Annotated in this window: 21 protein-coding genes; 10 read left to right on the plus strand and 11 right to left on the minus strand. The window is 60.6% G+C overall.

Features of this window, described 5'->3' with window-relative positions; genetic code table 11:
* Positions 1–77: 77 nt before the first annotated feature.
* The 4 genes from urtA to ureE all read right to left on the minus strand — a co-directional run bounded on the left by urtA (position 78) and on the right by ureE (position 3,221).
* Positions 78–1,376, minus strand: a complete 1,299-nt coding sequence (gene urtA / locus FZZ92_RS05760) for an urea ABC transporter substrate-binding protein (RefSeq protein ID WP_226397512.1) — start codon at positions 1,374–1,376, stop codon at positions 78–80.
* 119 nt (positions 1,377–1,495) lie between these two features.
* Positions 1,496–2,101 carry an urease accessory protein UreG gene (gene ureG, locus FZZ92_RS05765; RefSeq protein WP_226397513.1) on the minus strand — a complete coding sequence of 202 codons (606 nt, stop codon included), beginning with the start codon at positions 2,099–2,101 and terminating at the stop codon, positions 1,496–1,498.
* Complete coding sequence (locus tag FZZ92_RS05770) at positions 2,101–2,772, minus strand: urease accessory protein UreF (protein ID WP_226397514.1); 672 nt, start codon at positions 2,770–2,772, stop codon at positions 2,101–2,103. Before FZZ92_RS05770 ends, ureG begins: the two co-directional genes overlap by 1 nt.
* On the minus strand, positions 2,769–3,221 hold the full coding sequence (gene ureE / locus FZZ92_RS05775; protein ID WP_226397515.1) for an urease accessory protein UreE: 453 nt from the start codon (positions 3,219–3,221) through the stop codon (positions 2,769–2,771). The genes FZZ92_RS05770 and ureE overlap by 4 nt, the downstream gene beginning before the upstream one ends.
* A 105-nt stretch (positions 3,222–3,326) precedes the next feature.
* Here ureE and FZZ92_RS05780 point away from each other — a divergent pair, with 105 nt between their 5' ends.
* The 7 genes from FZZ92_RS05780 to FZZ92_RS05810 all read left to right on the plus strand — a co-directional run bounded on the left by FZZ92_RS05780 (position 3,327) and on the right by FZZ92_RS05810 (position 8,063).
* Positions 3,327–4,262, plus strand: coding sequence for an urease accessory protein UreD (locus FZZ92_RS05780; RefSeq protein WP_226422871.1), 936 nt, complete (start codon positions 3,327–3,329; stop codon positions 4,260–4,262).
* A gap of 18 nt (positions 4,263–4,280) precedes the next feature.
* Complete coding sequence (locus tag FZZ92_RS05785; protein ID WP_115024644.1) at positions 4,281–4,583, plus strand: urease subunit gamma; 303 nt, start codon at positions 4,281–4,283, stop codon at positions 4,581–4,583.
* A gap of 10 nt (positions 4,584–4,593) precedes the next feature.
* The gene (locus tag FZZ92_RS05790; protein WP_115094764.1) at positions 4,594–4,914 is read left to right on the plus strand and encodes an urease subunit beta; all 321 of its coding nucleotides are present in this window, start codon (positions 4,594–4,596) and stop codon (positions 4,912–4,914) included.
* A gap of 3 nt (positions 4,915–4,917) precedes the next feature.
* Positions 4,918–6,627, plus strand: coding sequence for an urease subunit alpha (ureC, locus tag FZZ92_RS05795; protein WP_226422766.1), 1,710 nt, complete (start codon positions 4,918–4,920; stop codon positions 6,625–6,627).
* Positions 6,624–7,382: a type 1 glutamine amidotransferase gene (locus FZZ92_RS05800; RefSeq protein WP_226422767.1), complete on the plus strand. Its 759-nt coding sequence runs from the start codon at positions 6,624–6,626 to the stop codon at positions 7,380–7,382. The genes ureC and FZZ92_RS05800 overlap by 4 nt, the downstream gene beginning before the upstream one ends.
* A 214-nt stretch (positions 7,383–7,596) precedes the next feature.
* The gene (locus FZZ92_RS05805; RefSeq protein ID WP_226422768.1) at positions 7,597–7,764 is read left to right on the plus strand and encodes a DUF4278 domain-containing protein; all 168 of its coding nucleotides are present in this window, start codon (positions 7,597–7,599) and stop codon (positions 7,762–7,764) included.
* Between the two features lie 80 nt (positions 7,765–7,844).
* Entirely contained in the window at positions 7,845–8,063 is a 219-nt protein-coding gene (locus FZZ92_RS05810) for a hypothetical protein (RefSeq protein WP_226397518.1), read from the plus strand.
* Positions 8,064–8,142: 79 nt separating this feature from the next.
* On the opposite strand, the gene FZZ92_RS05815 is transcribed toward FZZ92_RS05810, so the two are convergent.
* The 6 genes from FZZ92_RS05815 to FZZ92_RS05835 form a co-directional block, all read right to left on the minus strand.
* A complete protein-coding gene (locus tag FZZ92_RS05815) occupies positions 8,143–8,817 on the minus strand; it encodes a DUF1028 domain-containing protein (protein ID WP_226397519.1) in 675 nt (224 codons plus the stop codon).
* Positions 8,814–10,103, minus strand: coding sequence for a Zn-dependent hydrolase (locus FZZ92_RS05820; RefSeq protein WP_226422769.1), 1,290 nt, complete (start codon positions 10,101–10,103; stop codon positions 8,814–8,816). The genes FZZ92_RS05815 and FZZ92_RS05820 overlap by 4 nt, the downstream gene beginning before the upstream one ends.
* Positions 10,104–10,197: 94 nt before the next feature.
* Entirely contained in the window at positions 10,198–12,222 is a 2,025-nt protein-coding gene (gene asnB, locus FZZ92_RS05825; protein WP_226408653.1) for an asparagine synthase (glutamine-hydrolyzing), read from the minus strand.
* 9 nt (positions 12,223–12,231) lie between these two features.
* The gene (locus tag FZZ92_RS05830) at positions 12,232–13,347 is read right to left on the minus strand and encodes an aspartate carbamoyltransferase (protein ID WP_115024653.1); all 1,116 of its coding nucleotides are present in this window, start codon (positions 13,345–13,347) and stop codon (positions 12,232–12,234) included.
* Positions 13,348–13,508: 161 nt separating this feature from the next.
* Positions 13,509–13,637: a hypothetical protein gene (locus FZZ92_RS13115; RefSeq protein ID WP_255614063.1), complete on the minus strand. Its 129-nt coding sequence runs from the start codon at positions 13,635–13,637 to the stop codon at positions 13,509–13,511.
* A gap of 17 nt (positions 13,638–13,654) precedes the next feature.
* Positions 13,655–15,085: a sodium:solute symporter family protein gene (locus FZZ92_RS05835; RefSeq protein ID WP_226422770.1), complete on the minus strand. Its 1,431-nt coding sequence runs from the start codon at positions 15,083–15,085 to the stop codon at positions 13,655–13,657.
* A 315-nt stretch (positions 15,086–15,400) separates the two neighbouring features.
* Here FZZ92_RS05835 and FZZ92_RS05840 point away from each other — a divergent pair, with 315 nt between their 5' ends.
* From FZZ92_RS05840 to FZZ92_RS05850, 3 genes are read left to right on the plus strand one after another with little or no spacing between them, the layout of a single operon-like run.
* On the plus strand, positions 15,401–16,876 hold the full coding sequence (locus FZZ92_RS05840; RefSeq protein ID WP_226422872.1) for a circularly permuted type 2 ATP-grasp protein: 1,476 nt from the start codon (positions 15,401–15,403) through the stop codon (positions 16,874–16,876).
* Positions 16,870–17,865 carry an alpha-E domain-containing protein gene (locus FZZ92_RS05845; RefSeq protein WP_226397524.1) on the plus strand — a complete coding sequence of 332 codons (996 nt, stop codon included), beginning with the start codon at positions 16,870–16,872 and terminating at the stop codon, positions 17,863–17,865. Before FZZ92_RS05840 ends, FZZ92_RS05845 begins: the two co-directional genes overlap by 7 nt.
* Positions 17,838–18,737: a transglutaminase family protein gene (locus tag FZZ92_RS05850; protein ID WP_226397525.1), complete on the plus strand. Its 900-nt coding sequence runs from the start codon at positions 17,838–17,840 to the stop codon at positions 18,735–18,737. The genes FZZ92_RS05845 and FZZ92_RS05850 overlap by 28 nt, the downstream gene beginning before the upstream one ends.
* On the opposite strand, the gene FZZ92_RS05855 is transcribed toward FZZ92_RS05850, so the two are convergent.
* On the minus strand, positions 18,725–19,216 hold the full coding sequence (locus FZZ92_RS05855; protein WP_115094983.1) for a redox protein: 492 nt from the start codon (positions 19,214–19,216) through the stop codon (positions 18,725–18,727). The two genes, FZZ92_RS05850 and FZZ92_RS05855, sit on opposite strands and share 13 nt — an antisense overlap.
* Positions 19,217–19,264 lie beyond the last annotated feature (48 nt).

The following is a 19,264-nucleotide window of genomic DNA, read 5'->3' on the forward strand; positions in this document are numbered from 1 at the left end:
CGTTCAGTGAAACGACAAAAAGGAGGAGCCCGGCGACGGGCTCCTCCCTGAAGAGCAATCAGGCTGTGATCGGAGGATCAGAGCTTGTACTTCTCGCCTTTCGCAGCGTCGGTCCAGTCGCAAGCGAAGCCCTTGGAGCTGGGCTCGAACTGGTTCCAGGCCTGAGGAGCCACAGGACCATCGGAAGATTCGAGGATCTCGAACTGGCCGTCAGCAGTGATCTGGCCGATGCGCACGGTCTGGGACAGATGGTGGTTGGGCATCACCGTTACAGGACCCTGAGGGGCATCGAATTCGATACCAATCAGAGCTTCACGCACCTTGTCGTCGTCGAAACTATTGGTTTTCTCGACGGCCTTCTTCCAGAGGTAAACCATGTTGTAGGCCGACTCCTGAGGGTCCGCGACCTGACGGTCGGCGCCGTACTTGTCCTTGAAGTCAGCAGCGAACTTCTTGGATGCCGGGGTGTCGATCGACATCATGTAGTTCCAGGCGCCGTAATGGCCCTCGAGGAACTCAGGTCCGATGGTGCTGATCTCTTCTTCCGCGATGGAGTAGCTCATCACGTAATAGCCGTTCGCAGGCGTGAGACCGGCGTCTTGGATCTGCTTGAAGAAGGCGACGTTCTGGTCGCCGTTCAGGGTGTTGATGATCACACCGCCGTCGGGCAGAGCCTTCTTGATCTTGGCGATGATCGGAGCAACCTCGGTGTTGCCCAGGGGCAGGTAGTCCTCACCGACCACTTCGCCACCCAGAGAAGCGACCTGCTCCTTGGTGATCGTGTTGGAAGTACGGGGGAAGACGTAGTCCGAACCCACCAGGAAGAAGGGCTTGCCAGCGGCAGGCGACTTCTCATACATGAACACGGTTGCAGGCTCCGACTGCTGATTCGGAGTTGCACCGGTGTAGAAGATGTTGTTGGAACACTCCTGACCCTCGTACTGAATCGGGTAGTAGAGGAAAGCGTCCTTCGACTCGTACACAGGCAGCATCGCCTTGCGGCTAGCAGAGGTCCAGCCACCGAAAACCACGGGCACCTGATCCTGGTCGATCAGTTTCTTGGACTTCTCAGCGAAGGTGGGCCAATCGGAAGCACCGTCTTCGACGATGTACTCGATCTTGTAACTCTTGCCGTCGACCTTGACGCCACCAGCGGCGTTGATCTCATCGATCGCCATCTTCTCAGTGTCCACCAGGGTGGACTCCGAGATGGCCATGGTGCCGGTCAGCGAATGCAGGATGCCAACTGTGACGGTGTCGTCAAAGTCGGTTGCTGGTGCAGAAGCTTTGTCGTCACCACCACAGGCGGTCACGGCGAGACCCAGCGATGCTGCGGCCATGCCAGCAAACAGACGCTTGGAGAGAGGGGTGCTCATGGAATGAGGGGGCACTTAAAAGCTTGGACGCAGGAAACGTCCTGAAATATGACCATCGCCAGAGGAGGAGATTTGAAATGTCGCAAAGAGAACAGTTTTGAGCCAAAAAGCTTGTGTTTTCATGATTTTGGTAGCTGTTGCAACAAAAACTCCACCACTCCATCCATCCCCTCACCGCTGTGCAGATTCGTGAAACACCACGGCCTATCACCGCGCATCCGACGGGTGTCCTGTTCCATCACCGCAAGATCGGCACCGACCTGCGGAGCCAGATCAATCTTGTTGATCACCAAAAGATCAGACCGCGTGATGCCAGGCCCTCCCTTACGGGGGATCTTGTCGCCAGCAGCAACATCGATCACATAGATGCAGAGATCCACCAACTCTGGGCTGAAGCTCGCCGCCAGGTTGTCGCCGCCACTCTCAACAAGAACAAGATCCAGGTCAGGAAATTGGGCTTCCAGATCTGCCACAGCTGCTCTGTTGATCGAGCAGTCTTCGCGGATCGCTGTATGAGGACAACCACCGGTCTCCACCCCGCGGATCCGCTCTGGATCCAAGGCACCGGCACGGGTGAGGAACTGGGCATCCTCCTGGGTGTAGATGTCATTGGTGACGACCGCGAGCTGCAGGTTGTCGCGCAAGCGGCGACAGAGCGCCTCCACCAGTGCGGTCTTGCCGGATCCGACAGGACCAGCCACCCCCAGGCGCAGTTTGCTGCTCATCAGCTTCGAAACAGGCGTGAATACAACTCAGCATGGGCAAGCTGCGCCATGCCCGCACCGACACCGCTGCTCCAGAGCTGCTGCGGATCGGCAGCCTGAAGCAGCTGCGCTTGCAAGGCAATCATCGGTAGCAACCGCTGTTGCAGCACCTGCGCTCGGGACGGACCCAACGGCAGCAGCCGCACCGACGCACTGAGCTGATTGGCAACCCAGCCGTAGAGATATCCCTCCACCATGTCTCCAGCTGGAACCGACAAGCCCACAGCGGCCCAGGCCCAGGCCGCTGGCCAGCTCAGGGGCATGGGTTCGGGCAGGTCCTGCCCCATGTCAGACATCAACTGCAGCAACGACATTCCCATCTGACGCTGTTGCGCTCGAAGCTCTGCTGCTTCACGGGTGGCCAACAGCCAACCGTCCAGATCAATCAGGCGCGCTTTGGCCGCGCCATCCGCCTGGGTTGACCACCCCACCAGCGACTCTGCAAGGGGCCTCAAGGCAGCGGCCTCCAGTCGCACCGCGCCCCGTTGCAATTCAGCCTCCAACCAAGCCTGAACGGCCTGCTCATCAGCGATGGAGCCAGCCTGAATCAGCACCTCGAGACCTTCCGAGTAGCTGAAGGCACCAACGGGCAACGCCGGGCTAACCAGTTGCAACAACGCCAGGGATGTCATCCGTGCTGATGCCCCCCATAGGCGCCACCTTCGGGAGCAAACGGCTGAAGGCAGCGACTGACCGTCAATCCACGCCCTTCCAGCATCGTGGCCAACACGGAATCCTCCGGGAGCAACAGCTCCTGCTCATGCAGCTCCAGGGCGACATGGCGATTGCCCAGGTGATAAGCCGCCTGCAACAGCTCCAGAGGATGCGACCCCTGCACCCGCAGCAACGCTTCCGGCGCTGCCGTCACCTCCACAACGGTCGAACCGGACTGATCGCCCAGCAGATCACCAGGCTGCAGGGAGCCCATACGGGGCAACTGCAGCAGCACCGGACGACCGCATGAAGTGGTGCGGCGACCGCGCAATACCGTGCGCTCTTCAGCCGTTAACGGCAAGTGCAGGGTTGCCATGGCACTGCTGTTCTGCAGGCGCTGCTCCAACACCACCACTGCATCTGTCACCACCATCTCCTTTCCAGTTCCACAGAGAAAGCCTGCCCAGACATCAGCAGCACTTTGGTGTGCGTTGCTACAGAGATGAAGGCGATGGCAGCGGAGCGTGAAGCCATGCAACGTCTCGATCCTTGGCACGGCCGCTGCGACCTGCAGTTTCGTGCAGCCAACGGCAGCACCCGACACCAGGGGGGCTGCACGGCTCCGTTCAAGTTGCTTCGCAGTGAACGCGGTGATGACGGACGCTGCGAGCTGCCGATTCTGCACACAGCTGGAGGCCTGGTAGGCGGCGATCAACTCAGCCTCGACATCAAGCTTGAAGCCAGCAGCCGCAGCCTGATCACCAGTGTGGCGGCGCAGAAGGTTTACGGGTCCATCGGCCGCAGCCGCTTACAGCCTGAGGGCTGCTCTGCACAACAGCACGTGTGCTGCTCGCTAGCCAGCGGCAGTGATCTGGAATGGCTGCCGCAGGAATTGGTGCTGTACGCCGATGCCTTGTTCGAGCAGCACCTGACGGTGACCCTGCCAATGGATGCCTCCTTTGTTAGTGCAGAAATCGTGCGCCTGGGTCGAACCGCCGCTGGTGAAACCCTGCAGCAGGGGCGATGGCGGTCCAGCCTCACGATTCAGCGCATCACCTCAACCGGCTCGACATGGGAGTTGGCTGATCGCGTGGAACTGGGCGGAGCCAGCCTGGAGGGCCCCCATGGCCTAGCTGGTGCACCGGTTTTCGGAACACTGATCTGGGCCGCACCCATGGCCATGGGCGCCGAAACAACCGCAACGCTGCTGGACGGAGCGCGGGCCGACCGTGAGGGGCTGACGGGCACGATGCGCTGCGGGGCCCTCGGGCAAGGGCTGATCGCCCGCTATTCCGGCACTTCCAGCCGCGATGCCCGCTTCTGGTTCAGCCGAATCTGGGAGCGCACGCGAACACTCCGGGGACTGACAAAGCCACGCATCCCCAGAGTCTGGCCCCTGCAGGAACAGCCTCTACGCCGACAAACGTCCACCATGAACCCTTTGGAGACCGCAGCGGAGACACACTGAAGAAGACCGAGCTTCGCTATGCATCTCAGTCCCCAGGAAAAGGACAAACTCCTGATCGTGACCGCGGCACTGCTTGCGGAACGACGATTGAACCGCGGCCTGAAGCTCAACCACCCCGAATCGGTGGCCTGGCTCAGTTTTCTGGTGCTTGAAGGTGCCCGTGACGGCAAGAACGTGGCGGAGCTGATGCAGGAAGGCACCACCTGGCTGCGTCAGGACCAGGTGATGGACGGCGTGCCCGAGCTCGTGCACGAGGTGCAGATCGAAGCCGTCTTCCCCGATGGCACGAAGCTCGTCACCCTGCACGACCCAATTCGCTGAGGCAGAACCCATGGCACCTCTCATTCCCGGCGAACTGCTTCCCGAACCGGGTGAACTTGAGCTGAATGCGGGACGACCCGTCACCACGGTGAGCGTCTCCAACAGTGGCGATCGACCGGTGCAAGTGGGCTCCCACTTCCATTTCGCCGAAGCCAACGCCGCCCTGCAATTCGATCGGGCCGCAGCCCGCGGTCATCGTCTCGACATCCCCGCCGGCACCGCCATCCGCTTTGAACCTGGCGACAGTCGCGACGTGAACCTCATTCCCTTTGCCGGTGCCCGACGCGTCATCGGCTTCAACGGCCAGATCAACGGATCCCTCGACGCCTGACCCATGCCCTACCGCATCTCCCGCCAGGCCTACGCCGAGACCTACGGACCCACCACCGGCGACCGGGTTCGCCTTGCGGACACCGAGCTGATCCTCGAAGTCGAGAAGGATTTCACCGTGTACGGCGACGAGGTGAAATTCGGCGGCGGCAAGGTGATTCGCGATGGCATGGGCCAGTCCCAGACACCTCGAGCCGAAGGCGCCGTCGACACGGTGATCACCAATGCCTTGATCCTCGATTGGTGGGGCATCGTCAAAGCCGATGTCGGCCTCAAAGACGGCCGGATCGTGGGCATCGGCAAAGCCGGCAACCCCGACACCCAGGAAGGGGTCACGATCGTGGTGGGCCCCGGCACCGAGGCGATCGCTGGGGAAGGTCACATCCTCACGGCCGGTGGCATCGACACCCACATCCACTTCATCTGCCCCCAGCAGATCGAAACTGCTCTGGCCAGTGGCGTCACCACCCTGATGGGCGGCGGCACCGGACCAGCCACCGGCACCAATGCCACCACCTGCACCCCTGGGGCGTTTCACATCGGGCGAATGCTCCAGGCCGCCGAAGGCTTGCCGGTGAACCTGGGCTTCTTTGGCAAGGGCAACGCCAGCACCCCGGAAGCCCTGGAGGAACAGGTGCGCGCCGGTGCCTGCGGCCTGAAGCTGCATGAAGACTGGGGCACCACGCCGGCCACCATCGATGCCTGTCTGTCGGTGGCCGACCGGATGGATGTGCAGGTGTGCATCCACACCGACACCCTGAACGAAGCCGGCTTCGTGGAAGACACGATCGCCGCCATCAAGGGACGCACGATCCACACCTTCCACACCGAAGGTGCCGGCGGCGGCCATGCCCCAGACATCATCAAGATCTGCGGCGAAGCAAATGTGCTGCCGAGCAGCACGAATCCCACCCGGCCCTACACCCGCAACACGCTCGAGGAGCACCTCGACATGCTGATGGTGTGCCACCACCTCGACCCCAAAATCCCCGAGGACGTGGCTTTTGCCGAATCGCGGATTCGCCGCGAAACGATCGCCGCCGAAGACATCCTTCACGACCTCGGCGCCTTCTCGATCATCGCCAGCGACTCCCAGGCCATGGGGCGCGTGGGCGAAGTGATCACCCGCACCTTCCAGACCGCCCACAAGATGAAGGTGCAGCGCGGTGCGCTCCCGGAAGACTCCAACCGCAACGACAACCATCGGCTGAAGCGCTACATCGCCAAGGTGACAATCAACCCCGCTCTTGCCCATGGCATCAGCAGCGAGGTGGGCTCGATCGAAACCGGCAAGCTCGCCGATCTCGTGCTGTGGAAGCCGGGCTTCTTCGGCATTCGCCCGGAACTGGTGATCAAGGGCGGTTCGATCGTGTGGGCCCAGATGGGCGATGCCAACGCCTCCATTCCCACCCCCGGGCCCGTGCACGGCAGGCCCATGTTCGGCGCCTTCGGCAAAGCCTTGGCTCCCAGCTGCCTCACCTTCGTGAGCGCAGCCGCCATGGATGCTGATATCCAACGTCAACTGGGTCTGGAGCGCACCTGCATGGCGGTGAAGGACACCCGCAGCGTGGGCAAAAGCGCTCTCAAACTCAATTCCGCCCTGCCGAAGGTGAGCGTGGACCCGCAGACCTATGAGGTGTTCGCCGACGGTGAACTGCTCACCTGCGAGCCCGCCGAAGTGCTGCCCCTCGCCCAGCGCTATCTGCTGCTTTGACCACCACCCTGCTGGTGATCCAGCACGTTGACCACGAAGGGCCCGAACTGGTGGAACAACTGGCACGGGAACGGGGAATGACTCTCCGGACCCTGCGGCCCGACCGAGGCGACCGCCTGCCGCACCCAAGTGAATGCCCGAACAGCATCGCGCTGGTGCTGGGGGGACCAATGGGGGTGAACGAGCAGCATCGTCAAGACCTGCACTGGCTCCAAGCCGAGCTGAACTGGTTGACGGCCTGGCACCAGCAGCGTCGACCGGTGCTGGGCATCTGCCTGGGGGCGCAGCTCTTGGCTGTCGCTGCTGGCGGATCCGTGGAACCCCTGCAGGTTGGAGCGCCACCACAGCAACTCAAGGAACTGGGACTGGGGGCAATCCACTGGGTTGCTGAACGGAGCGATGAGGCCTTACTGCAGGGACAACCGAGCAGCAGCTTGGTGCTGCATTGGCATGGCGATCGCATCCACCTGCCAGGCGATGCAACCCTTCTTGGTTCCTCGCTGCACTGTGCGGAACAGGTGTTTCGAATCGGCGATCACGCCATTGGCCTGCAATGCCACCTCGAGATCAACAGAGACGCACTGCAACGCTGGATCGCCAACGACCACACCTATGTGATGAGCGCCCTTGGGCCTGAAGGGCCCGAACGCCTGATGCGGGAGTGGCGCTGGCTTGGAGACAAGCTGCAAGAGCAAGGTCGACACTTTTTCAATGCTGCGCTCGATCAGCTGCAGGAGTGCTGCAAGACCAGGTGATTCACATCAGCAAGGCCAACTAATTTCTACGGATAAAAATAAACAAAAGCAAAAACTTTTCAGATCAAGTATCGAACCGAACATCAACACAACGACCGAAAACGCTTCAATAGTTTTGTAGCAACAGCTACCGATCGTTCACTTCGCACCACGCGAAGCGCAGTTCGCCTCAGGCCATGGAACGGGGACCTGAGCTTGCTTCGAGGACCTTCCAATGACCACCCTTCTCTATCGCGGGCATCAGTACCAGCAAAAGAACGCCACTGAGAGCAGGCCCGGTGTGCAGCTGGTCTACCGCCGCAACGTGTACCAATCCCGCCAGATCAACAGCCACCGCACTCCGGTGCAGCTCGTGTACCGCGGGGTGGGCTACACGCGCTAGGCCAACTTCTCAATCTGTAGCAACTCGAACATTCCAGTTCCGAGGATTAGGGCGTAATAGATCCAGCCTCAGCAACGACGTTGGATCTCATCACTTCCCGCCTCGACAAAGGCCTTGTGCAGGTGAATCCCTCCAGCGTGCACGGCGTGTTCTGGCTGCAAACCCACTTCCCAGCCAGCGAATGGGATGCCTTGCTGTCTGGCCAGGCTGCATTTGGAATGGATTGCATCGACGACCTCGTCAATGATGCGCGTCAAGCTGGTTTGAATGTGGAGTGGGAAGCCACAGTCCCCAGTTGAGCCATTCAGAGTTTTGCAAAAAGCCCTCGACACCCAGTGTTGATGGGCTTTTTTTAATGGCACAAACCAACGCGAATCACTAAGCCACCAACCGGTTGAGCATGGGCAACTCTGAGAGTTCATCCCTCCATTCCTGGGCCCAAAGTGCCTGGCTGCGTTCGTAAACCTCCATCAACTGTTCCACCGCACGCTCATGGAAATCAACCCGTAGGTCCAACAGCGGAAAGGCAGCTTCACCACTCACCTGCACGGCTGCTGAGGTGCAGAAATCGGAGCGGTGATCGCCTCCAGCAGCCTCCCCCGCCTGCAGGGCAGCCATCAGGCGTCGACCAAGTTTCCAGCTGGGATCGCTGGTGAGATACGCCTGCTCCATCGCCTCCACAACACCGTCGTCAACCAAACAATTGCCGGCGACAGACAAGTCACGCCGATGGCGGTGCCCAGCCCAAGCCCCGCAATCCTGCCCCGTCCAACAGGCCGTTCGACCATCCAGGTCGATCAGATGAAACTGACGCCGATCACGATGCTGATCATCCGCCAGAAGGCTGGCCAAAACACTCTCCGCATCCGCACTCTGCTCCAAGCGTTCAAGACCACAGATCCCCAGATAGGGATTGGTATGGGCCTGGGTCGCCACAGCGCCAACTCCTGCGCGGATGTGGGGCACGGTGGATCCAACGGCCAGATGACAGGTGGCAACAGCCACGCCAAAGCGGCCGTTGCTGGGATCACGGGCCAGGATCGAAAAGGTCACGGCAGCTGGCGGTCGAGCCGCAGCAGCGTTTCCAAAAGCACCGAAGTGCCCGCCCAGCACTGTTCGTCGCTGGTGAACTCCGCAGCTGAGTGACTCAAACCGCCCCGACTGGGAACAAAAATCATGCCCATCGGCCAACGGCGACCAACCTCCTGCGCATCGTGGCTGGCTCGGCTGGGGAGATGGCTGTGAGACAAGCCGAGATCGGCCGAGGCCTCAGCAATCGTGGCCATCACCACAGCATCAGCAGGGGTGGGATCAACACTGAACTGTGGGTCCACCGAAATCGGGCAGCCCGTTTCAGCACCAATGCTTTCGACCTGCTGCATCAACTCCTCCACCAATTGATCGAGAACAGTCGGGTCAACATCCCTCAGGTCGACCGTCAGGGCGACAGCGCCGGGGACGACATTGGCGGCATTGGGCCAAACCTCCAGTCGACCCACGGTCGCCACAGGATCTCCTGGATGGCGGGATGCCATCGCCTCGACGGCAAGAACAATGCGCGACGCCGCCACGAGGGCGTCCTGTCGCAGACCCATCGGTGTGGTGCCGGCGTGATTGGCCTGTCCCTGCACATTGATGCTGAACCGACGCTGACCAACAACACCCTCAACAACACCAATGGCATCCCCGCGTTGCTCGAGAACGCCGCCCTGTTCAACATGCAACTCAAGAAAAGCGGCATAGGCCTCATCGGAGCGTCGGGCCGACGCCAGCGAAGGCCAATGCCCCCCGATTCGCGCCAGATTCTCTTGAATCGCCTGGCCGTTGCTGGTGACGTAACTCTCCGGGTTAGCGGAAGCCGTCCCCGCCAAGCCTTTGCAACCCACCATGGTCGACTCCTCATCGGCAAAGGCGATCAACTCAATGCCGTGCCGCAGCCTCATGCCCTGGTCCTGAAGAGCGCGGCAGGCTTCCAGACCTGCAAGAACACCCAGGGCACCATCAAAGCGTCCACCGGTGGGCACGGTGTCGAGGTGTGAGCCGGTCACCAAAGCAGGACGGTGTGGATCGAGGCCTTCAAGACGCCCGATCAAATTGCCAGCAGCATCCACACGCACCTGCATGCCCAACTGCTTCATCCAACTGGCCAGCAACTCACGGCCCTGAACGTCTTCCGCTGAAAACCCGCGTCGACAAACGCTGCCATCCGGCTTCGCGCCAATCCTGGCAAGCTGCTCAATCGTGCCAACCAAACGATTGTGGTTTGGTCGCGCCGCAATTTTGACTGGCTCGACCCTCGATGCAGGGGTAGTCGGAGACGCCGAGATGAGCCCTGGCAATGCCGTGACCTGCAGTTCAAAGGGGTAAGTACTTTGACCTGACTCGGCCGATTGGCTTGTAGCTAGCGCAACGATTTAACGCTGATCAAAGAATTCAAACGGGCATCAGCACCCGCCACCCCAGGCGGTCGGCCTCCCGACGGGCCAGGGCTGGCACGTCCTCTGCCACAAACATCCGGTGCAACATCTGCACACCCAGCAGATGATTGATCACGGCATCCATCTGCACACGCTCCGCATCGGTGGTGGCAGGGTCCGCATGACGTGCAAACAAGGCGCTAACGCCGGCCTTGCTCAATAAACCAGCGGCATCGATCGCCTCATCACTGAGGTAGTCATCGGCGAGTTGCTTCATCTGCTCCCACTTCTCGGGCTCCGTATGGGCTGGCGGCGCCATGAAGGCGAACTTCTCACGCCGATACAACACCTCCGGCAACAAACCCGCCATGGCTTCCCGCAACACGTATTTCTCGGTTTTCCCCTTAATCCGCAGTTCGGGAGGCACTTGCACGGCAACAGCGGCCAGATGGTGATCCAGGAAGGCCGGTCGGGCCTCCATGGAATTGGCCATGTCGACCCGGTCACCGCCCCAAGTCAAGATCTGGCCCTCCAACATGGTCTTGATCCAGACGTACTGGGCCTTGTCCAGGGCATGGCGCCCTTCAAGTTGATCCGCATCCAATTGCTCAGCAATCGCTTTACCCGGGGAGTAATCCTGCAGGGCTGCAGCATGAGACTCCGCCAGAAGCTCCGGCACCAAGGGCGCACAGGCCAGCCACGGCTGCAGGCAACTGGGGGTAAAGCCAACCACCGCATCGAGGTCGGGATCGTCCACCTGGTTTTCAGCGAGCATCGCTCCCTGCACCAGGGCATTGGACTGCTGAAGCAAGGTTTCCCAGCTGGCGCGCTCCTCCTGAGGCAAGTCATCCAGACCGTGGAGGAACATGTCACGGCGAAAGGCGGGATAACCGCCGAACAACTCGTCTGACCCTTCACCGGTCATCACGACCTTGTAGTCAACGTTGTTGACATGGCGACTCATCAAGAACTTCGCCACCGCCAAGGTGTTGTAGATCGTTCGCTCCGCATGCCAGATGGTGCGCTCCATATGGCCATAGAGCTCCTGACCGGAGAGACGCATCAGATCCTGCTCAGCCCCCGTGGCCTCGGCCATCTCCTGAGCAATCGGCGACTCGTCGTAACGGGCGTCATCGAATCCGATCGTGAACGCCTTCACCGGTGCCTGGCTGACAGCTGACGCCAAACCGAGAATCGAACAACTGTCGATGCCACCGGAGAGATAACAGCCCACAGGCACGTCGGCCACCATGCGCAGCTCGACGGCCTCCAGCAAAGACGCACGAACTGCAGCGATGTGGTCGGCCTCCGTGAGGCGACGATCGCGCTGATCCTGACGCGGAAAGTCGACATCCCAGTAGGTCGACTCCGACACCTCCAGCCGCCCATTCGCACGTTGCACCTTCAGCACATGGCCGGGCTTCACCTGTTGCACCCCAGCAAAGGCAGTGGTGCCAGGAACCATGGTCTGCATCAACTGGTGGAACAGACCCTCCGACGTGAAGCGTCGCTCAACCGCTGGATGCGCGAACAGCACCTTCAACTCGGAACCAAACACCAGACCCTCAGGCGTCATCACCCAGTACTGCGGTTTGATGCCGAAGCGATCCCGCACCAGGTAAAGGCAATCCTCCGCGCGATCAAACAACGCAAAGGCAAATTCCCCGCGCAATAGAGGCAAGGTCGCCTCCAAGCCCTGGCGCTGATAAAGCCGGAGCAGGATCTCGGAATCGCTCTTGCTGCTGAAGCGCACCCCCTGGGCGGTGAGGTCCGCTCTGATGCGTTGAAAGTCGTAAAACTCACCGTTGTGCGCCATCAGCACCTCACCGTCATCGGTGAGAAAGGGCTGACGGCCACGTGACTCGTTCAGATCGATGATCGAGAGGCGGGCATGGCAGAAACCAACACCAGCCTGATCAAGCACCTCCACGCCAAAGCCATCGGGCCCACGATGGGCCTGGATCGCTGCCATGTTGACCAGCAGCTGGCGGTCCACCGTCTGACGACGGTCTGCGTTGAAAACACCTCCGATTCCGCACATAACGCTCGCTCAGACGACATCCATGACGCGTTCGGCCCGGTTCACCATGCAGGTGAGCAGTGCCATCCGCAGGAACACAGCTCCCCTGGCCTGGCTGAAATACCAGTTGTGGGGTGTGTCATCCAGGCAGGTGCTCAGTTCCGCTCCCCGCGCCAAGGGATGAAGCACGATCGCTTCAGGCTTGAACGGCATGTCGCGGGTGAGGCGAAATCCTCTCCCGTGCACTTCATAGGTATCGCCAACCCAGGCGATGGCGTTGATGTAAATGACATCCAGATCGGGCACTTCAGCCTGTAGATCGGTGCTGCAGCGCACCTTCATGCCGCAAGCCTCGAGCTCCTCCAACTGCCCAGGGTCGAACAACTGCAGATCCGACTCCAACCCGGGAGCATGAATCACCACCACCTCATCCACGGTCTGCGGGAATTTGGCCAGGATCCTCAGCAGTGAGCGAACCGTTCGCATCCGCGATGGAATCCCGACGATTCCGATGCGAATCCGATCAGCCGCAGCCACCTCAACTTCGGCGAGCTTGGGCCGCCACTTGAAGATGGTGTACAGATCCGCCATTGCCTGAGTCGGATGTTCATCAATGCCATTGCCGGCATTAATGATCGGGATTCGCAGAGTTGACGTCATCGCATAAACAGCACCGGGATCGCTGTCCCGAAGCACCACGCAATCGCCGTAGTTGTTGAACATGTGGGCGACATCTTCAAGGGACTCGCCCTTGGCAATCCCGGTGGTAGCTCTGTCGGTGATGTTGATCGAGCTGCCACCAAGGCGATGCCAGGCACTGTCAAAAGAGAGACGGGTGCGCGTGCTCGGCTCGTAAAACGCGTTAATCAGAATCTTGCCGGTCAGGGGCGTGTTGTGGCGGCAATACCGATCTGGATTGCTCTCGAATTTCGCCGCCAGCCGAAACACCTGCAACAAGGCCTCGGGTCGAAACGGTTGGATCGACACCACATGCTGATTCACCAAATCCAGCAACGGCTCTCCGTCCTCGGCAATCGCAGCCAGCAGCTCCTGGGGTTGGTTCTGGCCATAGACATCGGGACCCATCGGCTGAAACCGAATCTGTACCGACGACGCTTCAACTACTGCTGAATTTGCCTGTGCCATAGCTAAATCGGATCAACACTCTGTTTGCCAAACCGAGTGCTAAGGCCAAGAACTACATCTTTTACCGGTAACAACAACAACACCCCTTCGTCCACAAAGAAAGATCTTCTTAAGCAAAGATCCGGAAAAAATGTTCAGCTGGTTACTAATACCTGCAGCCGTCACCACACACGACCGTTCCGCCACTCAACCCACCAAATCAGTAGCAACACGAACACAGACAGCACCAAGGCAAGCTGACTGGCCACCAGCAGAAACTGAAAGCCGGAGAGTCCAACAAGGCTGGCCATCAAAAAAAGACTTTGGATCATCCCTCCTCCTGCAACAAAGTGAAGTCAAACCTTTCCGGCCACGTGCGACTGCCGATCAGCATCACGACTGCTGATACGGCCGCCGAAAACACAGCGGCGCAGTAAGGCGCTATCAGCACATAAGCGAGCAGGCCAACAACGCTGCCGGCGAGCATGGCCGCAATGGCAGCCGTGCGATTGGCCGTGCGCCAGTACAGGCCGCAGGCCACTGGCCAGACCGTGGAGGCCACCAGGGCACCGGTAAAGAACAGCACCGACGCCAAAGAATCAAGCCGCGGCCAGGACAGGGCCAACGTGACGACCGCCAACCCCACCACCATCAGCCGCGCAGCCTGCTTGAGCTGCAGGTCACTGGCTTGGGGCCGCAACAGGCGGAAGTACACATCCTCCGCCAGAAGATCGGCGGTGGATGCCAACAGCGAATCCAGGGTGGAGGTGAGCGACGCAAACACCACCACAAACACCAGAGCAGCGCCGCCGGCGCCGAGCAGATCAGCTGCCATCACTGGGAACACCATGTTCACCTGCTCGAGAGGCAACTCACGCGCCAATGCCACCAGCCCGATGGAGCCCGTCACCATCGGCACGCTCATCCAGGCGACCCCCCCCAACACAAAGGAGGTCATCACCACCGAGCGACGGCTAGCGAAGACCCGAGACCACCAGATGTTGTTGTGAAACACCTCGCCCATCGAGAAGAGGGCGGAATTCCACGCGATCAACAAACCAGCAGGCAACAGCAGATCGAGCCGATCGGGATGCCGGGCAAGCAACGAGGCATGCACCTCGGGCATCGGGAATTGCCGGAAAGCGAGCACCGCCACCACCGCCAACAGCACCATGATCAAGAGCGACTGGATGAAATCGGTGCCGATCACGGCCCGCATCCCACCGAACAGGGTGTAGAGCGTGGCAACACCAATCACCACCACCATCCCCACGTGGTAATCGAAGCCTGAAAGGGCCTGCAGCAGCAGTCCGGCACCCATCGCCTGGGTCATCAAAAAACCCAGGGTGTAAATAGCGGTGATCACCATGAACACCCACCAAGCCAGGCGCCCGTAACGCAACCGAATGAAATCGCCGCTGGTGCGTCCGTTGGGCATCAGCTGCTTGATCCGCGAAGCCAGGGGAGCAAACAGGATCAGTCCAAGCCCTGCCAGGGCATAGCTGAACATGCCCCAAAGCCCGGTCTTGTAGCCGAATTCAGGGGCAAGCAACGTGGTGTTGCCGGTGACCCAGGAGGCCATCAACGTGGCGGTGCTCAGGGCCAGCCCGATGTTGCGCCCCGCCAGCATGTAGTCATCGGCATTGCCTTGACCGCGCCGACCCCAAGCAATCCCGAGGGCAACCCAGAGAACGGAGAACAACACCACCAGCGCCCAGGCGATCCCGGGCTGGAGGAAGGGAACCGAGTCAGCGGACATCCGTCGACCCCCTTCGGTTCCAATAAAGATGTCCGCGCAGAATCATCACCACCGTCGCCGCAGTAACAACGGCACCGAGGGCAAAGATCAGTCGCGCCCAGAGCAATTCATCCAAAGCGAAGACCCTTTGAACTCCAGAAACAGATAAGCAAAAGAGTCTTCCCCGCCTGGCCCTTCGCCCTCGATTCAGGTGCCTTCGGATACGCAAACATCAAGCGATCAGCGCCCTGTCACCTGAAATTGCGGAATGTGTAGCAACTACAACCCGAGGGGGTTGGGGCGACGCCTTGGATGAAATGTGCCCAGACCATCGGAATGTTCACCGACTACAAACCCACGGTCGGCTTCGACGAATATTTCTGCAGGGACACGGCGAGGCCTCGCGACGATCTGGCCACCCTGCTTGCATCGCTGGGGCAGATGGGATTGCCCGAGCTCAACCGCAGTCATGCCTCCGCCAGCCAGCTGCTGCGTCGCCTCGGTGCCACGTTCCGCCTGAACGATTCCGGCCTCAAGGGCAGTGAACGGATTCTTCCTTTCGATCCCTTACCCCGACTGATCGGCCGCAGCGACTGGATCAACCTGGAGCGGGGACTGCTGCAACGCCTGGAAGCCATCGACTGCTTCCTCGCCGACATCTACGGCCCGCAGCAGATCCTCAACGACGGTGTGATCCCGCGGGAAGACGTGGAAAGTTCCTCCGGCTGGCGACCTCAGATGCAGGGCATCAGCCTGCCCCTCAACCGCTGGTGCCACATCTCCGGACTCGACCTGATCCGCGACGGCAATGGCACCTGGCGTGTCCTGGAAGACAACCTGCGCTGCCCGTCAGGGGTGGCCTACTTCCTCGAGAATCGTCGGGTGATGAAACGGTTGTTCCCTGGCCTGTTCGAGGGCCGTGCCGTTCAACCGATCGACGCCTATCCCTCCCATCTGCTGCGCACCCTTCAGGACCTGGCGCCCTGGAGTGAAAGCCCTCGCTTGGCAATCCTGACGCCCGGGGTGTTCAACAGCGCCTATTTCGAGCACAGCTATCTGGCCCAGCAGATGGGCATTGCACTGGTTGAGGGACGGGACCTGGTCTGCGAAGACGGCCGGGTGTGGATGCGCAGCACCAACGGGCTCAAGCCCGTGGATGTGATCTACCGCCGTATCGACGACGATTTTCTCGATCCCACCGTGTTCCGGCAGGACTCGATGCTGGGGGTGCCGGGCCTGATCGACGTGCTTAGGCAAGGACGGGTCGCCATCGCCAATGCCCCCGGCACCGGCGTCGCCGACGACAAGCTGATCTACGCCCATGTGCCGGCAATGATCCGCTACTACCTCGATGAGGAGCCGATCATCGAGAACGTTCCCACCTATCTCTGTGCCCGGCCCGACGATCAGCGCTATGTGCTCGACCACCTCGAGCAACTGGTGGTGAAATCGGTGGCGGAAGCCGGGGGCTACGGAATGCTGATCGGCCCCCAGGCCAGCCGATCGGAACTGGCTGACTTCGACACCAAGATCCGTGCGAATCCCCGCAACTTCATCGCGCAGCCCACACTGCAGCTCTCCACCGTGCCATCCCTCAGTGACGGTGAGCTGTATCCCTGCCACGTGGATCTGCGCCCCTATGTGCTGCGCGGCTCAAACAGCTGGGTGAGCCCAGGGGGGCTGACGCGGGTGGCCCTCAAGCGGGGCTCACTGGTGGTGAATTCATCCCAAGGGGGCGGCTGTAAGGACACCTGGATCGTCGACGACCAACGGATGTCGGCACCGCAGCCAAAGGAGGCTGTGCCGTGTTGAGTCGCGTTGCCGATTCGCTCTACTGGATCAACCGTTATCTGGAACGCGCCGAAAACATCTCGCGTTTTCTGGAAGTAAGTGAAGCGATGGCTCTGGACTGTCCTCCGGGGAGCGCAGAACCATGGTTGCCGTTGGTGGAGGTGACAGGGGATCGGAACAGCTTCGACGTGGCCTATCCCGATGCCACTCCCAAACAAGTGGTGCGCTTCCTACTGCTGGACCGCAGCAATCCCAACAGCATCGTGAGCTGCATTGCGATGGCTCGGGAAAATGCAAGGCAGATCAGGGATGTGATCACCACGGAAATGTGGGAGCAGATCAATGATCTGCACTGGAGCCTGCAAGACGACGAAGACATCTGGCGGGAACCCGTGCAGGAGCAACTGCAGATCATCCGCCGCGGCTGCCAGCTTGTGTACGGGATCACCGACACCACACTGAGCCGCGATCTGAGCTGGCTGTTCAGCCAGCTGGGACGTCTGATCGAACGCGCTGACAAAACCTCCCGCATCCTCGACGTCAAATACTTCCTGCTGCTGCCGTCCACCGAGGAGGTCGGCGGGGTGCTGGATGAACTGCAGTGGATCACCCTGCTGCGCACGGCGGGCGCGTATCAGATGTACCGCCAGAGCGTCCAACAAGCGATCAGCCCCGCATCGGTGGCCCGCTTTTTGCTGCTGGATCCATTCTTTCCTCGGTCGGTGCGCTACTGCCTCCAGGGCATCAGCGACACCTTGCAACAGATCCAGCAGCACCCGAGCCAAGACACGCCAGATGATCTCGACTGCTTACGCGGCCAGCTCTTGGCCCGCTGGAGCTACGTGAGGATCGACAACCTGATCGAATCCGGTCTGCATGAAGCGATTGACCGGCTTCAACAGGACCTCAATCAACTCCACATCCTGATCCAGACCCGCTACTTCACCAGCGCCGACCTCCGTTCCACTCCCACCGATCCAGCATGCGCGCTCTCATCGTTCACCGCCTGACGTATCGGTATGAGGCCAGGGTCGTTCTGGGGGAGCATCGCCTCTGTCTGAAACCCAGGGGACAGGGGTTCCAGACCCTGCTGGACCATCACCTCAGCGTGCTGCCTGAACCTGAGCAACGTCGGGAACTGGTGGCCGCCAGCGGCGACGAAATCCAACGGCTCCACTTTCTTGGCAGCACCGAGCAACTCGTCTTTGAGGCCCGCAGTCTGGTGGAAACCCGGCCGGCACCACCGCTGCAGAGCTGCTTCAACGGACTCGAACCACCACTGCCCTACCCGCGGGGCCAACTCAACAGTGATCTGCAGGGCGCCTTAGAGGGCTGGTTGCCCAATGGCCAGCACGAACCCGCAGCCATCGACCTCACCCAGGAAGCGCTGATGGGCAGCAACCAACAGACCCTGGCCTTTCTGAATCAACTCATTGAACTGATTCAAGAGCGGGTGAAATACACCCAACGCCATGTGGGGCCGGCCTGGCCAGCGGGCCGAACCCTGCGCGAGCGAATCGGCTCTTGCCGAGATCTGGCCATGCTGATGGTGGCCTGCTGCCGCGTGGTGGGTCTTCCGGCCCGATTCGTGAGCGGATATCAACTGCAGCAACCTCCCCCGAACGAGTACGACCTCCATGCCTGGGCGGAGGTCTACCTACCTGGAGCGGGCTGGAGAGGCTTTGACCCCAGTGCCGGCAAGGAGGTCACCGAGCGCTATGTGGTGCTAGCCACCTCCTCCAAACCGGAACTCACCGCGGCCGTGAGCGGCAGCTTCAGCGGCCCCCCAGGAACAGCGAGTGAGCTGAATTGGCAGATTCAGATCAACGACGAAGCCTCCGGAACGGAGAACTCACAACACAACCTCGTTCAGGCCGCCTGAAGCAGAGGTTCCACCCCATGCAACTGGGGCTTCCGAGCAGAGCTATGGGTTGCAGCCATCAAGGCCGGGATCTCGGCGCTGTTGTAGACGCGAAATTCCCGCACAAGAGAGACGCCCTCCTCACGGACCGCCTGGTTCAAAACGACAGAGCCATCGGGATCGGAAATCGAGCGGTGGAAGGTGCCGGGGGGAATGCGAAGGATGTCACCACCACTCTCCAGCCGAACGATGTGAAACGGCTGCTCCCAGGCCAGATTCACCAAAAAGAAGGTTCTCCCGCCACTCGCCGCCAGCAAATTGTCTTCCTGATGGGGATGCAAATAAAACTGCCAGGCTCCGCTCTCAGGGTCGTTGGGTGGCGACACCGCCGGACCGCTGTGAATCACCAAGTCACGCGCGTTCGAGGTGTCCACAGTCACGTCGAAAAAACGAACCGATGGGGTGTCGCGAAAGCGCTCGTAGGCCAGCAGTTCGAACATCTCGATGGATCCTTGAAGATCCTTTAGCTGACCTGTTGTACCGGGAGC

The sequence above is a fragment of the Synechococcus sp. MU1611 genome, assembly GCF_020514255.1.
Classification (GTDB): Bacteria; Cyanobacteriota; Cyanobacteriia; order PCC-6307; family Cyanobiaceae; genus Parasynechococcus.

Bases quoted from the DNA above. Each gene is read 5' to 3' on its own strand.
- urtA (WP_226397512.1), bottom strand. From the start codon at position 1,376: ATGAGCACCCCTCTCTCCAAGCGTCTGTTTGCTGGCATGGCCGCAGCA.
- ureG (WP_226397513.1), bottom strand. From the start codon at position 2,101: ATGAGCAGCAAACTGCGCCTGGGGGTGGCTGGTCCTGTCGGATCCGGC.
- FZZ92_RS05770 (WP_226397514.1), bottom strand. From the start codon at position 2,772: ATGACATCCCTGGCGTTGTTGCAACTGGTTAGCCCGGCGTTGCCCGTT.
- FZZ92_RS05780 (WP_226422871.1), top strand. From the start codon at position 3,327: ATGCAACGTCTCGATCCTTGGCACGGCCGCTGCGACCTGCAGTTTCGT.
- FZZ92_RS05785 (WP_115024644.1), top strand. From the start codon at position 4,281: ATGCATCTCAGTCCCCAGGAAAAGGACAAACTCCTGATCGTGACCGCG.
- FZZ92_RS05790 (WP_115094764.1), top strand. From the start codon at position 4,594: ATGGCACCTCTCATTCCCGGCGAACTGCTTCCCGAACCGGGTGAACTT.
- ureC (WP_226422766.1), top strand. From the start codon at position 4,918: ATGCCCTACCGCATCTCCCGCCAGGCCTACGCCGAGACCTACGGACCC.
- FZZ92_RS05805 (WP_226422768.1), top strand. From the start codon at position 7,597: ATGACCACCCTTCTCTATCGCGGGCATCAGTACCAGCAAAAGAACGCC.
- asnB (WP_226408653.1), bottom strand. From the start codon at position 12,222: ATGTGCGGAATCGGAGGTGTTTTCAACGCAGACCGTCGTCAGACGGTG.
- FZZ92_RS05830 (WP_115024653.1), bottom strand. From the start codon at position 13,347: ATGGCACAGGCAAATTCAGCAGTAGTTGAAGCGTCGTCGGTACAGATT.
- FZZ92_RS13115 (WP_255614063.1), bottom strand. From the start codon at position 13,637: ATGGCCAGCCTTGTTGGACTCTCCGGCTTTCAGTTTCTGCTGGTGGCC.
- FZZ92_RS05835 (WP_226422770.1), bottom strand. From the start codon at position 15,085: ATGTCCGCTGACTCGGTTCCCTTCCTCCAGCCCGGGATCGCCTGGGCG.
- FZZ92_RS05840 (WP_226422872.1), top strand. From the start codon at position 15,401: ATGTTCACCGACTACAAACCCACGGTCGGCTTCGACGAATATTTCTGC.
- FZZ92_RS05850 (WP_226397525.1), top strand. From the start codon at position 17,838: ATGCGCGCTCTCATCGTTCACCGCCTGACGTATCGGTATGAGGCCAGG.
- FZZ92_RS05855 (WP_115094983.1), bottom strand. From the start codon at position 19,216: ATGTTCGAACTGCTGGCCTACGAGCGCTTTCGCGACACCCCATCGGTT.